The organism is Pseudomonas sp. A-B-19 (assembly GCF_019947515.1).
Taxonomy (GTDB): domain Bacteria; phylum Pseudomonadota; class Gammaproteobacteria; order Pseudomonadales; family Pseudomonadaceae; genus Aquipseudomonas.
The window spans coordinates 130,224-143,957 of sequence record NZ_JAGYGN010000003.1 but is presented as its reverse complement, the minus strand read 5'-3'; the positions used below and the strand labels follow the sequence as shown (position 1 = coordinate 143,957).

Annotated in this window: 14 protein-coding genes and 1 pseudogene; 4 read left to right on the top strand and 11 right to left on the bottom strand. The window is 60.2% G+C overall.

Features of this window, described 5'->3' with window-relative positions; all coding sequences use genetic code 11:
* Positions 1-5 precede the first annotated feature (5 nt).
* Positions 6-950 (bottom strand): tonB-system energizer ExbB, encoded by a 945-nt coding sequence (gene exbB, locus KGA81_RS04530; protein WP_223544741.1) that lies wholly within the window; start codon positions 948-950, stop codon positions 6-8.
* A 189-nt stretch (positions 951-1,139) separates the two neighbouring features.
* Here exbB and KGA81_RS04525 point away from each other — a divergent pair, with 189 nt between their 5' ends.
* Complete coding sequence (locus KGA81_RS04525; protein WP_223544740.1) at positions 1,140-1,997, top strand: SDR family oxidoreductase; 858 nt, start codon at positions 1,140-1,142, stop codon at positions 1,995-1,997.
* Positions 1,998-2,149: 152 nt separating this feature from the next.
* On the opposite strand, the gene KGA81_RS04520 is transcribed toward KGA81_RS04525, so the two are convergent.
* The 6 genes from KGA81_RS04520 to KGA81_RS04495 all read right to left on the bottom strand — a co-directional run bounded on the left by KGA81_RS04520 (position 2,150) and on the right by KGA81_RS04495 (position 7,457).
* Positions 2,150-2,890 carry a hypothetical protein gene (locus KGA81_RS04520; RefSeq protein WP_223544739.1) on the bottom strand — a complete coding sequence of 247 codons (741 nt, stop codon included), beginning with the start codon at positions 2,888-2,890 and terminating at the stop codon, positions 2,150-2,152.
* Positions 2,891-2,957: 67 nt separating this feature from the next.
* Positions 2,958-3,338: a RidA family protein gene (locus KGA81_RS04515; protein WP_003229509.1), complete on the bottom strand. Its 381-nt coding sequence runs from the start codon at positions 3,336-3,338 to the stop codon at positions 2,958-2,960.
* A 28-nt stretch (positions 3,339-3,366) separates the two neighbouring features.
* The gene (spoT, locus tag KGA81_RS04510) at positions 3,367-5,472 is read right to left on the bottom strand and encodes a bifunctional GTP diphosphokinase/guanosine-3',5'-bis pyrophosphate 3'-pyrophosphohydrolase (protein WP_223544738.1); all 2,106 of its coding nucleotides are present in this window, start codon (positions 5,470-5,472) and stop codon (positions 3,367-3,369) included.
* Positions 5,473-5,529: 57 nt separating this feature from the next.
* Positions 5,530-5,793, bottom strand: a complete 264-nt coding sequence (gene rpoZ / locus KGA81_RS04505) for a DNA-directed RNA polymerase subunit omega (RefSeq protein WP_007921129.1) — start codon at positions 5,791-5,793, stop codon at positions 5,530-5,532.
* Between the two features lie 167 nt (positions 5,794-5,960).
* Complete coding sequence (gene gmk / locus KGA81_RS04500; RefSeq protein WP_007975181.1) at positions 5,961-6,581, bottom strand: guanylate kinase; 621 nt, start codon at positions 6,579-6,581, stop codon at positions 5,961-5,963.
* A gap of 12 nt (positions 6,582-6,593) precedes the next feature.
* Positions 6,594-7,457 carry a YicC/YloC family endoribonuclease gene (locus KGA81_RS04495; protein WP_115948392.1) on the bottom strand — a complete coding sequence of 288 codons (864 nt, stop codon included), beginning with the start codon at positions 7,455-7,457 and terminating at the stop codon, positions 6,594-6,596.
* Between the two features lie 268 nt (positions 7,458-7,725).
* On the opposite strand from KGA81_RS04495, the gene rph reads away from it, so the two are divergent.
* The gene (gene rph / locus KGA81_RS04490) at positions 7,726-8,448 is read left to right on the top strand and encodes a ribonuclease PH (RefSeq protein WP_223544737.1); all 723 of its coding nucleotides are present in this window, start codon (positions 7,726-7,728) and stop codon (positions 8,446-8,448) included.
* Between the two features lie 28 nt (positions 8,449-8,476).
* A complete protein-coding gene (locus KGA81_RS04485) occupies positions 8,477-8,845 on the top strand; it encodes a DUF4870 domain-containing protein (RefSeq protein ID WP_007996522.1) in 369 nt (122 codons plus the stop codon).
* Positions 8,846-9,023: 178 nt separating this feature from the next.
* On the opposite strand, the gene KGA81_RS04480 is transcribed toward KGA81_RS04485, so the two are convergent.
* Positions 9,024-9,803 (bottom strand): exodeoxyribonuclease III, encoded by a 780-nt coding sequence (locus KGA81_RS04480; RefSeq protein WP_003176915.1) that lies wholly within the window; start codon positions 9,801-9,803, stop codon positions 9,024-9,026.
* Positions 9,804-9,884: 81 nt separating this feature from the next.
* On the opposite strand from KGA81_RS04480, the gene pyrE reads away from it, so the two are divergent.
* Positions 9,885-10,529 (top strand): orotate phosphoribosyltransferase, encoded by a 645-nt coding sequence (gene pyrE, locus KGA81_RS04475; protein WP_223544736.1) that lies wholly within the window; start codon positions 9,885-9,887, stop codon positions 10,527-10,529.
* Positions 10,530-10,710: 181 nt separating this feature from the next.
* Here the strand turns inward: pyrE and argB are convergent, their stop codons facing one another.
* From argB to dut, 3 genes and pseudogenes are all read right to left on the bottom strand, one after another.
* Positions 10,711-11,616, bottom strand: a complete 906-nt coding sequence (gene argB / locus KGA81_RS04470; RefSeq protein ID WP_007989569.1) for an acetylglutamate kinase — start codon at positions 11,614-11,616, stop codon at positions 10,711-10,713.
* Positions 11,617-11,633: 17 nt separating this feature from the next.
* Positions 11,634-13,010 (bottom strand): annotated as a pseudogene (locus KGA81_RS04465) (phosphomannomutase/phosphoglucomutase); the annotation flags it as partial.
* Positions 13,011-13,276: 266 nt separating this feature from the next.
* On the bottom strand, positions 13,277-13,732 hold the full coding sequence (gene dut / locus KGA81_RS04460; RefSeq protein WP_007975171.1) for a dUTP diphosphatase: 456 nt from the start codon (positions 13,730-13,732) through the stop codon (positions 13,277-13,279).
* Positions 13,733-13,734: the final 2 nt, after the last annotated feature.

Genomic DNA, 13,734 nt, shown 5'->3' with positions numbered 1-13,734 from the left:
GCCGATTACCCCACTTTCACCATGTGCGGTTGCGAGCTGCGCTCAGGCTGGTGGTCGAGGTCACGGCTGACCAGCAGCAGGACCTGCGCCGAAGCGTCGGACACCTGGGCCTTGTAGCCGGCAATGGAGCGGGCAAAGACGTTGTAGATCACGACGGCAGGGATCGCTGCAACCAGGCCCAGCGCGGTCGCCAGCAGGGCTTCGGCGATGCCTGGCGCGACGACGGCGAGGTTGGTGGTCTGGGTCTTGGCAATGCCGATGAAGCTGTTCATGATGCCCCACACGGTGCCGAACAGGCCGACGAACGGCGCAGTCGAGCCGATGGTCGCCAGTACGCCGGTACCGCTGCTCATGTTGCGACCGCAGGCCGCAACCAGGCGCTCAAGACGGAAGCTGACGCGTTCCTTGATGCCTTCTTTCTCGCGGCTGTTGACCGACAGGCGCATCTCTTCGAGGGCGTCATGCACCAGCAGGTAGGCCAGAGTGCCTTCCTTCGCCGCAGTGACGCTGGCTTCCTTGAGGGAGGCGGATTTTTTCAGTTGGGCGATTTCACCGCGCAGTCGACGCTTGGCGCCCATCAACTCAAGGCCCTTGGCGATCCAGATGGTCCAGGTGATGATCGAGGCAATGGCCAGGCCGATCATCACGATTTTCACGATGATGTCGGCATTCTTGTACATGCCCCACGGCGACAGGTCATGGGCCATGCCCAGGGTGTTGTCGGCTTCGAGGACTTCAGGAGTGTTTTCACTCAAGGTTTCTGCCGGTGCTGCCTGGGCAGGATCGGTCGCGGCCGGTGCAGGTGCTGTAGCGGCGGTTGGAGCAGCGGATACCTGGGCATCGGCGAAAGCGGCGACTGGCGCGAGCATCAGGCTGAGGAACAGGGCGGCCACCGCGCTCCAGGCGCGAGGTCGTTTGGTTGGCGAAGCGGAGAATTGATTGCGTGTCATGCTGGCCGGACCTGAGTGAAAAAACGGGTTATGTTCTTCCAGGCCTCGATGGCCGAGAACAAAATTGGGGGAGGCATTATTGCAATTAATTCTTGTTAACAAAAGTAATAGCGTCTCTTTTTTTCCTGCATTGCTAGCCGCTTGTCTATTGCCGGCGCTAGTCTGTGGCTTTGTGATGGGAGTTTTCTGATGTCTGCGCCTACTGTTTTGATTGCCGGCTGTGGTGATGTCGGCAGCCGCCTGGCCACGCAATTACTGGCGGCGGGGTGGGAGGTCCATGGCCTGCGACGCGACGTTTCGCGCCTGCCCGACGGTGTCATCGGCGTTGCCGGTGACCTGTTCAACAAAGACTGCCCGGCCACTTGGCCAATCGGCGCCGTGGATTACCTGGTGTATTGCGCGGCGGCCACCGATCACGACGAAGCCGGTTACCGTGCTGCCTATGTCCAGGGCCTGGAGCATGTGCTGGAGTGGCTGAGCGACTACGGGCAGGTGCCCAATCGCCTGTTGTTCGTTTCCAGCAGCAGTGTTTACGGCCAGCAGGATGGCGAATGGGTCGACGAGACTTCACCGGTCGTGGCGGCGGGCTATTCGGGGCGTGTGATGCTCGAAGCCGAGCAACTAGCCCTTAAAAGCGGTATCCCGGCCAGTATCGTGCGCTTGACCGGCATCTACGGTCCCGGCCGTGAGTGGCTGTTGACTCAGGTCCGCCGTGGGTATCGCGTGGCGGTCGATCCGCCGTTGTATGCCAACCGGATTCATGCGGACGATGCCGCGGGGTTGATTGCGTGCCTGCTTGAGGCGGATCGGCGTGGCGTAGCGCTGGATGATGTCTACATTGGCGTCGATGATGCGCCGGCGGCGCTGGCGGATGTGGTGGGCTGGTTGCGTGAGTTTCTGGGTGTGACCGAATGGGACGACGACGCCAGCGTGCGTCGCACTGGCAGTAAGCGCTGCAGTAATGCGCGGGCCAAGGCATTGGGCTGGACGCCGAAGTATCCGAGTTTTCGCGAGGGGTATGCGGCGATTATTGAGGGGCGCTGCTGATTCCAGGCACTCTGAAACAACTGTGGGAGTGAGCTTGCTCCGGGCGGCGTTCCGACGATGAGGTCGTAACATTCAACATCATCGTTGACTGTTATGCCGCCATCGCGAGCAAGCTCGCTCCCACAGTGTTTTGTGGTTTTCTCAACGGACGCTTATTGCTTTTCCAGCAACCACTTGCGCTCACCCGGGGTGAACGAGGGCATTTCATCCGCCTGCGCCGTGTTCACGGTCTGGAATATCTCCAGCTCTTTGCCCTTGCGCGCAAAGATCCAGGCGTTGCCCTGGCCATTTTGTTGCAGCCACATGTTGTCGTTGCCGCCGCTCATGGAGGCGCAATCGCCGGCCAGGCACAACGCATAACGGTCGCTGCCTGGCAGGCCGGTCACCTGGCCGTCGGCCTGGAATTGAACCGTGTTGCCTTCGCCTGGACCGCTGACGATTGTCCAGCCGCCACCCATGTAGGCTGAATACAGTGCACGCTCGAAACTGGCGCCGATCGGAGCGCCATCCGGTACCTGGATCTGTACGCGGTCGAAGACTTGCTCAGGTTCGTTGTCGCTGGCGGACTGGCTCAGCTGCTTGCCGTCACGCTTCAGCTCACTGGCCGAGCTGCCATAAAAGTCGACTTTCCAGGCGCCGGACTCTTCACCCAGCACCTTGCCATCGACATTTTCAAAACCGTTGGTGTAGCGGGCCTGACCGGCCTTGGTGTTGATGTCCCATTCCAGATTCGGGCCATAGGCCTGAAGCGCTTCACGCAGGGGGACACCTTTGGCTGCAGCATCGATCGCCACCTGGTTGATCCAGGTGCCGCTGACATCACGATCGGCAGGGTTGCTGGCACATCCGCCCAGGAACAGGGCGAGCAGCGAGAGAGCGAGCGCGTTGCGCATGGTGGAATCCTTTCAAGCTTTCTTTACAGCAGAGCAGTCGGCGCAGCCTTGGGCTGCGCCGCACGCATTACTCGATGACCAGGATGGCATCCATTTCAACCTGCGAACCCTTTGGCAGGGCTGCTACACCGATGGCGGCGCGGGCAGGGTAAGGCTGGTCGAAGTACTTGCCCATGATCTCGTTGACCTTGGCGAAGTGGCTCAGATCGGTAAGGAAGATGTTCAGCTTGACGATGTCCTTGAACGAACCGCCAGCGGCTTCAGCCACGGCCTTGAGGTTCTCGAACACCTGGACGGTCTGGGCTTCGAAGCCTTCAACCAGTTCCATGGTTTTTGGGTCCAGAGGAATCTGACCCGACATGTAAACGGTGTTGCCAGCCTTGATCGCCTGGGAGTAAGTGCCGATGGCGGCCGGGGCCTTGTCGCTGGTGATAACAGTCTTGGTCATGTATGACTCCTTGTAATGAGTTGGCGAGCTATGCACGCATGCGAGTGATGCGAATCACCCCGGACAAGGCGCGCAGTTTCTTGATCACGCGGGCCAGGTGCACGCGGTCGTGCACGCTGACCACCAACTGGACCACGCTGATACGACCGTCGCGTTCGTCCATGCTGATTTTCTCGATATTGCCGTCGGCCGCGTTGACGCTGCTGGCCAGCAGGGCGATCAGGCCGCGCTGGTGCTCCAGCTCGACGCGCAGCTCGACGTTGAATTCGCCGGTGACATCCTTGGCCCACGAGAGCTGGATGCATTTTTCCGGGTTGTGGCGGATTTCGCTGATGTTGCGGCAATTATCCAGGTGCACGACCATGCCTTTGCCGGCGGACAAGTGGCCGACAATCGGGTCGCCCGGGATCGGCGTGCAGCACTTGGCGTAGCTGAGCACCAGGCCTTCGGTGCCGCGAATCGCCAGTGGGCCTTCCGGGCTTGGCAAATGTTCACCTTCGCCCAGCAGCCGGCGGGCCACCACATAGGCCATGCGATTGCCCAGGCCGATGTCTTCGAGCAAATCTTCGATCAGTTCGAGACGGTACTCGACAAGCATGGCCTTGACGCGTTCGGCCGGGATTTTCTCCAGCGCGCTGTCGAAACCGTTGAGGACCTTGTTCAGCAGGCGTTCGCCGAGGCTGATGGATTCGGAGCGGCGTTGCAGTTTCAGCGCGTGGCGGATGTGCGTGCGCGCCTTGCCGGTGACCACGAAGTTGAGCCAGGCCGGGTTCGGGCGGGCGCCGGGAGCGCTGACGATCTCGACCGTGGAGCCGCTTTGCAGCGGTTCGGACAGCGGCGCGAGACGACGATTGATTCGGCAGGCAATACAGCTGTTGCCCACGTCGGTGTGCACTGCGTAAGCGAAGTCGACCGCGGTGGAGCCCTTGGGCAGCTCCATGATCCGGCCTTTTGGCGTGAACACGTAGACCTCGTCGGGGAACAGGTCGATCTTCACGCTTTCGATGAATTCCAGCGAGTTGCCGGCACGTTGCTGCATTTCCAGCACGCCTTTGACCCACTGGCGGGCGCGGGCATGGGTGCTTTTCGGCTGCTCGTCGCCACTGGACTTGTACAGCCAATGGGCGGCGATGCCGTTGTTGGCCATCTCTTCCATTTCGCGGGTGCGGATCTGGATCTCGATCGGTACGCCGTGCATGCCGAACAGCGTGGTGTGCAGCGACTGATAGCCGTTGGCCTTGGGGATCGCGATGTAATCCTTGAAGCGTCCCGGCAGTGGCTTGTACAAATTATGTACAGCGCCCAGCACGCGGTAGCAGGTATCGACCTTGTCGACGATGATCCGGAACGCGTAGACGTCCATGATCTCGTTGAAGGCTCGACGCTTGCCGCGCATTTTCTTGTAGATGCCGTAGAGGTGTTTCTGCCGGCCGCTGACCTCGCCCTGGATGCCATCAATGGCCAGGCAGTGGCTCAAGGACTCTTCGATCTTGTTGACGATTTCCTTGCGGTTGCCCCGGGCGCGTTTGACCGCCTGGTAGATCCGCGCGGAGCGCATAGGATGCATGGCCTTGAAACCGAGGTCTTCGAACTCTATGCGGATGGCGTGCATGCCCAGCCGGTTGGCGATGGGCGCATAAATTTCCAGGGTTTCCTTGGCGATGCGTCGGCGTTTTTCGCCGGACAACACTTCCAGGGTGCGCATGTTGTGCAGGCGGTCGGCCAGCTTGACCAGGATCACGCGAATGTCGCGGGCCATGGCCATGGCCATTTTCTGGAAGTTTTCCGCTTGGGCTTCCGCTTTGGTCTCGAAATTCATCTGAGTCAGTTTGCTGACCCCGTCGACCAGTTCGGCCACGGTTTCGCCGAACTGCGCTTGCAGCGCTTCCTTGGCAATACCGGTGTCTTCGATCACGTCATGCAGCATTGCAGCCATCAGGCTCTGATGGTCCATGTGCATGTCGGCAAGAATATTCGCCACCGCGAGTGGGTGCGTGACGTACGCCTCGCCGCTACGGCGGCGTTGGCCGTCGTGGGCTTGTTCGGCGTAGAAATACGCTCGGCGGACCAGGTTGACCTGGTCGTTGCCGAGGTAGGTCGATAAGCGATCGGCGAGGGCGTCTATGCTCGGCATGATATCTCCTGCCGCAAGCTGTGATCCCGCGCCGTGCTACGTCGACCAGGCATAGGCTTAGACGGCCTCGTTGGACTCGTCCTCGAATGCAGCAAAAAGCGGTTCATCTTCAACAATTTCGGCTTCGGCGATAGCTGCGTAGTCGATCAGGCCTTCAGCGATTTCGCGCAGGGCGACGACGGTAGGCTTGTCATTTTCCCATGCTACTTTCGGCTCTTTGCCGCCGGTGGCCAGTTGACGGGCACGCTTGGTAGAGAGCATGACCAGCTCAAAGCGGTTATCCACGTGTTCTAGGCAGTCTTCAACGGTTACGCGGGCCATGGTCTTCCTCGTAGCAAATGCAATATGCGCGCTGCCCGGATGGGCGAGCGGACTCAACAGTTTAAAAAATCACCAGCGATTAGGGAAGCGCTGATTTTTTGACCAAGCCCTTCAACGCGCTGCAAGTGCCAATGTAAAGCCCTTGCAGCGGTTTTGGGAAGAGCTGATTAACCAAGCAATTCAGCCAGCAATTTGCCGTGACGCTGCTGCTGGCGCTTTTGAATCAGCTGATTGGCGCGGAAAATCGCCTTCAGATCGTGCAGTGCGTGGGCGAAATCGTCGTTGATGATCAGGTAATCGTAGTCGACGTAGTGACTCATTTCGCTGACGGCTTCACGCATCCGGCCGTCAATGATCTCGTCACTGTCCTGGCCGCGATTGGTCAGGCGCTGGTGCAGGGCCTGCAATGACGGCGGCAGAATGAAGATCGAACGGGCCTGAGGCATCAGCTTGCGCACTTGCTCGGCACCTTGCCAGTCGATTTCCAGAATCAGGTCGTGGCCTTCGTCCAGAGTCTGCTGCAGGTGGCTTTGCGACGTTCCGTAGAGATTGCCGAACACTTCGGCGCGCTCGAGGAAATCCCCGTGCTCGATCATCTTCACGAACTCGCTGCGGTCGACGAAGTGATAGTTCACGCCGTTCACTTCACCGGGACGCATGGCGCGGGTGGTGTGGGAAACGGAGACGCGGATCTCCGGATCGGCGTCGGTCAGGGCCTTGACCAGACTGCTCTTGCCCGCGCCCGAAGGGGCGGAAATGATGTACAGGGTGCCGGTGCTGTGTGTCATGTCGGGGTAGCCTTACTCAATATTCTGCACTTGTTCGCGCATCTGCTCGATCAACACCTTGAGGTTGACCGCAGCCTGGGTGCTGCGCGGGTCGAAGGCTTTGGAGCCCAGTGTGTTGGCTTCGCGGTTGAGTTCCTGCATCAGGAAGTCCAGGCGCCGACCGGCAGCGCCGCCGGATTTGAGCACCCGGCGAACTTCGATGATGTGGGTGCTCAGGCGATCCAGTTCTTCGGCGACGTCGCTTTTTTGCGCGAGCATGACCATTTCCTGCTCCAGGCGCTGCGGGTCCATCTCGGCCTTCATGTCGGCGAAGCGGTCGAGGACTTTCTGGCGCTGGGTGGCGAGCATTTGCGGGACCAGTTCGCGCAAAGTCACCACGTCGTCTTCGATGGAGGTCAGGCGCTCGTTGATCAGCCGTGCCAACTCCGCGCCTTCGCGCTCGCGGCCGGCCTTCAGCTCCTTGAGGCCCTGATTGAACAGTGCCAGCGCTTCGGCGTTCAAGGCTTGCGGGTCGATGGCGTCGCCTACCAGTACGCCGGGCCAGGCCAGGACTTCCAGCGGGTTCAGCGCAGCCGGGTTCTTGATCAGGCTGGCGATGGTCTCGGCGGCGGCGACCAGCTGCGCGGCACGCTCCTGATCGATTTGCAGCGCTTTGCCGGTGTTTTCTTCGGTGAAACGCAGGGTGCATTCGAGCTTGCCCCGCGATATACCCTGGCGCAGGGCTTCACGAACAGCGCCCTCGAGGTCGCGAAAGGACTCCGGCAGGCGCAGGTGGGGTTCCAGGTAGCGGCTGTTGACCGACCGCAGCTCCCAGCTCAGGGTGCCCTGGACGCCGGCGTTTTCGACGCGGGCGAAGGCGGTCATGCTGTGCACCATGGCGGTACCTCGCAAGGCAGATCGGCACCGAACCGAGGTTGCGGGAATCCGATATCAATGAATTAAAGCCGACTGGCAGCAAAGGCGCAGGATTGTAGCGCAGTGACGCGGATGCGCCCAAACACACGGTGTGACAAAGAGCGGCAGGCCTTCGCCGACGTGCGGTGCAGAGCCCTCGGTCGTCGGCGGAATTTTTTAGATGTGCCCAGTGGCGGCCGGCGGCTCTATAATGCTCCGCAGTTTTCCGTCCCCAGTACAGGTACTCCCTATGATACGTCCAAGTGGTCGCGCTGCCGATCAGCTCCGCTCGATCCGCATCACCCGCAACTACACCAAGCACGCCGAGGGTTCTGTGCTGGTCGAGTTCGGTGATACCAAGGTCATCTGCACCGTCAGCGTTGAACCGGGCGTACCGCGTTTCCTGAAAGGCCAGGGCCAGGGTTGGTTGACAGCCGAGTACGGCATGCTGCCGCGCGCTACCGGCGAGCGTAACCAGCGTGAAGCCAGCCGTGGCAAGCAAGGCGGTCGCACCCTGGAAATCCAGCGTCTGATCGGTCGCTCCCTGCGCGCTGCGCTGGACATGTCCAAGCTGGGCGACATCACCCTGTACGTCGACTGCGATGTGATCCAGGCCGATGGCGGCACCCGTACGGCCTCGATCACCGGCTCCATGGTTGCGCTGATCGATGCCTTGAAAGTCATCAAGAAGCGTGGCGGTCTGAAGGGTGGTGACCCGGTCAAGCAGATGATCGCTGCTGTTTCCGTGGGCATGTACAAGGGTCAGCCTGTGCTTGATCTCGACTACCTGGAAGACTCGGCCGCCGAGACGGACCTGAACGTGGTGATGACCAGCGCTGGCGGTTTCATCGAAGTCCAGGGCACTGCCGAAGGCGCGCCGTTCCAGCCTGAAGAGTTGAACGCCATGCTCGAGCTTGCGAAGAAAGGCATGAACGAGATCTTCGAACTGCAAAAGGCCGCTTTGGCCGACTGACCGGACTGCTCCAGGCAAGGAGGACGCCATGAGTGACGAGCAACTGCCACTGCCCACGCCGAGCCAGGAGGTGCGTCAGTGGGCCATGTTTTGCCACTTGTCCGCCTTGCTGGGGATCTGGATTCCGTTTGGCACGATCATCGGCCCGCTGATTCTCTGGCAGATGAAGCGCGAGATGGACCCGTTCATCGATGCCCAGGGCAAGGAAGCGCTGAACTTTCAGATATCCGTCGCCATTGCTTCGGCCATTTGCTTCTTGCTGATGGTGGTGATTATCGGGTTCTTCCTGTTTGGCCTGATCGCGATCGGTGCGCTGGTACTGACGATCATTGCCGGGGTGAAGGCCAATGAAGGGCAGCCTTATCGGTATCCGTTCACCTGGCGGCTGATCAAATAACGATCAATGAAGGTCCCCTTGCAGGAGCTGGCTTGCCAGCGAAAGCGCCGGGTCAGACGACATCTGCACCAACTGAAAGACCGCCTTCGCTGGCAAGCCAGCTCCTACAGAAAAGCAAATCGTTGCCCACAAAAAAGCCGACATTACTGTCGGCTTTTTTGTGTCTGCGAATCGACGTTTAAATGGTCAGCGTCCAGTCGTAGTCCACGATCAGTGGCGCGTGTTGCGAGAACCGCGGCTGGCGTGGCAAGCGTGCGCTACGCACGAAGCGGCGCAGGCCCGGGGTCAGTAGCTGATAGTCGAAGCGCCAACCGAGGTTGAGCATCTCCGCCTGTTCGTTATCCGGCCACCAGCTGTACTGGTCGCCTTCACGGCTGACTTCGCGCAGGGCGTCGACATAACCCATGTTGCCGACAATCTCGTCCATCCAGGCACGTTCAGGTGCCAGGAAGCCCGGAGATTGCTGACTGTCGCGCCAGTTCTTGATATCCAGCTTCTGTTGCGCCACGTACAGCGAGCCACAATAAATGTACTCGCGACGTTTACGTCGCTGTTTATCCAGATAACGGGCGAAGTCGTCCATTAGCTTGAACTTCTGGTTCAAGTCTTCATCGCCGTTCTGCCCCGAAGGGAGCAGCAAGGTCGCGATGCTGACCTTGTCGAAATCGGCTTGCAGGTAGCGCCCGTAGCGGTCGGCCGTCTCGAAACCGAGACCGCTGATGACAGCCTTCGGTTGCAACCGCGAATACAAAGCCACACCGCCTTGGGCAGGGACTTCAGCATCGCAGGCATAAAGGAAGTAGCCATCCAGTTGGAAGGCTGGGTCATCCAGTTCAAAGGCGGAGGCACGGGTGTCCTGCAGGCAGATGACGTCGGCATTCTGTGCTTGCAGCCAACTGAGCAAACCACGCTCGACTGCAGCCTGAATACCATTGACGTTCACACTGATGATCCGCATAAATGGCCCCAAAAATCGCGTGCGTGTATGATACACGGCGTCAAGCTAATTAGCTAAATCCGTGGTATTTGGGGTTTTTTCATGCAAGCGTATCAGCGCGATTTCATCCGTTTTGCCATCGATCGCGGCGTTTTGCGCTTCGGTGAGTTCACCCTGAAGTCCGGGCGCACCAGTCCGTACTTCTTCAATGCGGGCCTGTTCAATTCGGGTTCGGCCTTGGCGCAGCTGGGTCGTTTCTACGCCGCTGCCATTGCCGAGAGTGGCATTGCGTTCGACGTGCTGTTTGGACCGGCCTACAAAGGCATCCCGTTGGCCGCGACCACCGCCGTGGCACTGGCCGAGCATCACAACCGTGATCTGCCATGGTGCTTCAACCGCAAGGAAGCCAAGGCCCATGGCGAAGGCGGCAGCCTGGTCGGCGCACCGTTGACCGGCGATGTGCTGATCATCGACGACGTGATTACCGCTGGCACCGCGATCCGTGAGGTGATGCAGATCATCGCCTCCCAGGATGGCGCCAAGGCCGCTGGCGTACTGATCGCCCTGAACCGTCAGGAACGTGGCAACGGCGAATTGTCGGCGATCCAGGAGGTCGAGCGTGACTTCGGCATCCCGGTGATCAGCATCGTTTCGCTGAATCAGGTGCTGGAATTCCTGGCGGATGACCCGCAGCTCAAGCAGCATCTGCCGGCCGTGCAAGCCTACCGCGCCCAGTTCGGCGTCTGACCGCAAAGCACTTGTAGGAGCAAGCTTGCTCGCGATGGACGCCAGGGCGACGCTTTTCGTCAGGCGCCCCCGCGTTATCGTTGACGTTTTTCGCGAGCGAGCTCACTCCTACAGGGATCTGCAGGCAAAAAAAGACCCCGCTCAGCCAGGCCGAGCGGGGTCTTTCCGTTTGCGCTATCGCTTAAGGACGCTTGCGATTGCTGATCAGGGTGCCCACGCCGGTATCGGTGAAGATTTCCAGCAGGATTGCGTTCGGCACGCGCCCGTCGATGATCAGCGAGCTGCCTACGCCGCCCTGGACCGCTTCCAGTGCGCAGCGGATCTTTGGCAGCATGCCGCCATAGATGGTGCCGTCGGCGATCAGTTCGTCGACCTGCGCAGTGCTCAGGCCGGTCAGGACCTTGCCCGACTTGTCCATCAGGCCGGCGATGTTGGTCAGCAGCATCAGCTTCTCGGCTTTCAACGCTTCGGCGACTTTACCGGCCACCAGGTCAGCGTTGATGTTGTACGACTCGCCGTTGGCGCCGACGCCGATGGGTGCGATCACCGGGATGAAATCGCCCTTGACCAACAGGTTCAGCAGGTCGGTATTGATGCCGACTACTTCGCCCACGTGGCCGATATCGATGATTTCCGGGGTGGTCATTTCCGGGGTCTGGCGGGTGACGGTGAGCTTCTTCGCGCGAATCAGCTCGGCATCTTTACCGGTCAGGCCGATGGCGCTGCCGCCATGACGGTTGATCAGGTTGACGATGTCCTTGTTGACCTGGCCGCCGAGGACCATTTCCACCACGTCCATGGTCGCGGCGTCGGTGACGCGCATGCCGTCGACGAAATGGCTCTCGATCGACAGGCGCTTGAGCAAGTCACCGATTTGCGGGCCGCCGCCGTGAACCACCACCGGGTTGATGCCCACGGCCTTCATCAGCACGATGTCGCGGGCGAAGCCGGTTTTCAGCTCCTCGCTTTCCATCGCGTTGCCGCCGTATTTGATCACCAGTGTCTTGCCGACATAACGGCGGATGTAAGGCAACGCTTCGGACAGGACCTTGGCGGTGTTGGCGGCGGCTTCGCGTTCGAGGGTCATTCAGGGCTCCGGGTGAATCAGAACGGTAGTTGGAGATCAGGTGCAACGCGCTTGAGCTGGATGCGGAACACATCCTTGATGCGTTGCAGTTCAGCCTCGTCATCGGCCTCGAAACGCAGCACCAGCACCGGTGTGGTGTTGGATGCGCGTACCAGGCCCCAGCCTTTGGCATAGTCGACTCGCACGCCGTCAATGGTGGTCAGGTCAGCGCCTTCGCCCCACTGCGCATCGTGCAATGCATCAATGATGCTGAATTTGCTCTCTTCGGTCACATGGATATTGATTTCCGGCGTAGAAATATCGTTCGGGAAGGTCGCGAACAGCTCTTCGGCCGAGGATTTTTCCTTGCTGAGGATCTCCAGCAAGCGCGCGGCGCTGTAGATGCCGTCGTCGAAACCGAACCAGCGCTCCTTGAAGAAGATGTGCCCGCTCATTTCGCCGGCCAGCAGAGCGCCGGATTGTTTCATTTTCTTTTTGATCAACGAGTGACCGGTCTTCCACATTAACGAACGGCCACCGTATTCCTTGATCAGCGGAATCAGGCGACGGGTACATTTGACGTCGAAGATGATCTCGGCGCCTGGATTGCGCGCCACGACGTCGCGGGCGAACAGCATCAGCAGGCGATCCGGGTAAACGATGCTGCCGGTGTTGGTCACGACGCCGACGCGGTCGCCATCGCCATCGAAGGCAAGGCCGATGTCGGCGTTGGTTTCCTTGACCTTGTTGATCAGGTCCACGAGGTTTTCAGGCTTGCCCGGGTCCGGGTGGTGGTTCGGGAAGTTGCCGTCGACCTCACAGAACAGCGGGATCACTTCGCAGTTCAGCGCTTCGATCAGTTGCGGGGCGATCACGCCGGCCGCGCCGTTGCCACAGTCGACGACCACTTTCAGGCGACGGGCCAGCTTGATGTCCTGGACGATTTCGGTGGTGTAGCGGTCGAGCATCTCGACCTGGGTGATGCTGCCCTGGCCGCTGCTCAGGTCGTTGGTCTTGAGGCGGTCATGCAGGGCCTGGATCTGTTCGTTGGCCAGGGTGTCGCCGGCAATGACGATCTTGAAGCCGTTGTAGTTCGACGGGTTGTGGCTGCCGGTGAGCATTACGCCGGATTTGCCGGCCAGTACGTTGGCGGCGTAGTAGAGCACCGGAGTCGGGACCAGCCCGACATCACTGACGTGGCAGCCGCTGTCGGCGATGCCTTTGATCAGTTGCGATACCAGTTCCGGGCCGGACAAGCGGCCATCGCGACCGACGGACACGTTTGGCTCGCCCTGGGCCAGGCTTTGGGAGCCGACGGCGCGGCCGATCCAGTAAGCGGTTTCAGCGTTCAGGAATTCCGGGACGGTGCCGCGGATGTCGTAGGCGCGGAAGATGCTGTCAGGGAACTTGGGTGCGACTTTGGCCGGGGTGTTCATCTGTGGAAATGCTCCATCTCGAAAGTGGCTGGACAGGCCGCCGATTCATTCGGTGGCAGGTTCAAACTGAAGGGTATGACGGCGTTTTCCACAGAGAGTTCGTGGTATGAAAGGGCCATGACGCCCCTTACGGCACGGGTTTGACCAGGCAATGCCTTGATTTTCGGTGCTAAACCTTGCAGATGACAATTTGAATTTTGTGGCGAGAGAGTCCGTTCCCCTGCCACAAAAAGAGCGTGACCGGATCAGCGGGTACCGGTATGGCCGAACCCGCCGGTACCGCGCTCGGTTTCAACAAACTCTTCAACCATTTCGAAGTGAGCCTGTACCACTGGCACCAGCACCAATTGTGCCAGGCGCTCGCCAACCGGCATGGTGAATTCGGTCTGGCCACGGTTCCAGCAGGAAACCATCAATGGGCCTTGGTAGTCGGAGTCGATCAGGCCGACCAGATTGCCCAGCACGATGCCGTGCTTATGGCCCATCCCCGAGCGCGGCAGAATCAGCGCCGCCAGGTTCGGGTCGCCGATATAGACCGACAGGCCAGTGGGGATCAGCACGGTTTCACCCGGCTTGATCACGGTGTCCTGCTCCAGCATGGCGCGCAGGTCGAGGCCGGCGGAGCCCGGTGTGGCGTATTGCGGCAGCGGGAATTCGGTACCGATGCGGGGGTCGAGGATCTTGGCTTGCAAAGCGTGCATGT